2 protein-coding genes are annotated in these 1,311 nt (G+C 72.9%); both read right to left on the bottom strand.

Annotated features, from left to right (window positions below):
• Nucleotide 1: 1 nt before the first annotated feature.
• On the bottom strand, nt 2-823 hold the full coding sequence (locus tag C4U03_RS39705) for a hypothetical protein (RefSeq protein WP_103945041.1): 822 nt from the start codon (nt 821-823) through the stop codon (nt 2-4).
• Between the two features lie 90 nt (nt 824-913).
• The coding region (locus tag C4U03_RS39700; protein ID WP_103945040.1) for a plasmid pRiA4b ORF-3 family protein at nt 914-1,311 on the bottom strand (398 nt) is incomplete at its 5' end.

Genomic DNA, 1,311 nt, shown 5'->3' with positions numbered 1-1,311 from the left:
TTCATAAATCCGACCTCGGATGAGGAGGCCACAGGAAGGCCCTGACAGCCCGCCGGTCGCCGGTGATGGCGTAGCGGCGCCGGGCCAGGACATCTTCCAGGGTCAGGCCGATCTCGTCGGCGAAGGGCTCCAACCAGCGGGAGGCCTGATCCTCGGACAGGTAGGCGGGGGCGATTTCCAGGCACATCCGCCCGATCTCGGCCGCACCGGCGTACAGCCGTTCGACGAGCGCACGGCCCTCGGCGATCGGTCCGTCGGGATCGCGTGGGGCCGCCGGCGACCGCCCGGCCTGCGCAGGCGGGGCGAGCGCACGGACCTCGGCGACGGCCTGGCGGACGAGCTCGGCGACCTGGCCGCTGGTCAGCTTCCCTTCGGCCGTCGTGGCTTGCTGCAGGCGCTCGGCGAGCACGGCGGCCACCTGGTCGACGCGGCCGCGTACATCGCGCAAGGCCCGGCCGGACAGCAGCGCGAGGGCGTCTCCCGCGGGAGACACCACGGGGCCGGTCAGCGAGGCGACAACCTCCGCGACCGCGCCGTGCAACTGCTCCGCGGTGGTGGCCATGTCGACGAGCCGGTAGGCGTGGGCCCGGCCGATGCCGAACTCGGCGTGGGCGTACTCGCCCCATGAGGCATAGCCCAGCGCCCGCCAGGCCTGGCCCTGGTGCGCCTGGCACACCAGATCGGCCAGCACTCCCCACGCCCGTTCCACCTCGGCGATGGAGCGGCGGATCCGCCCGGCCAGCGCCTGAGCCTGCCCGGCGTCCATCGGCGGCGCATCCGGGCGGGCCGGGTGGTCGTGCCCGGGGCCGTGCTGGCCGGTCACGGTGCGGGGTCCTACCCGCCCTGAGCCCATCGCACCCACCACCACACCCCGCTACACCAGCGGCAACGCGGTGATCATGACGTCATGGCGTCATGATGTTGTGGCCAGCTCGGCGAGTGCGGCGTTGGCGGCGTTCTTGTCGAAGGCGGCCGGGTCGTAGGGGCCGTTCAGCCATTCCTTGACCTGTCGGTACCGGGCGCCCTTGCGGGCCCGCAGCGCCTTGAGCATGTCGTGGTAGCCGGGCGGGCCTCCGCAGTCCTCCGGTGGGCAGGCGCGGGCGCCGGCGGACACCCGCGGGTAGGCGGTGCGGGGCGCGGGCCGGTGGGTCTTCTCCACCTCGATCACGTGTTCCCAGCAGTCCCCGAAGTCGTAGACGTAGCCCAGCCGGTGGCCGGCCTTCGGCGCGGCCTGGGCCAGCGTCACCGTGTTCTCGTTCGGTTCCTCGTGGTCCCAGCCGAGGCCGAACTCGTGCAGGTGGTAGTTCTCCC

It is taken from the genome of Thermomonospora echinospora, from assembly GCF_900108175.1.
In the GTDB taxonomy this organism is placed as follows: Bacteria; Actinomycetota; Actinomycetes; order Streptosporangiales; family Streptosporangiaceae; genus Thermomonospora; species Thermomonospora echinospora.
Note: the sequence above shows the minus strand (reverse complement) of the source record. Positions and strands in the feature narration are given on the sequence as shown.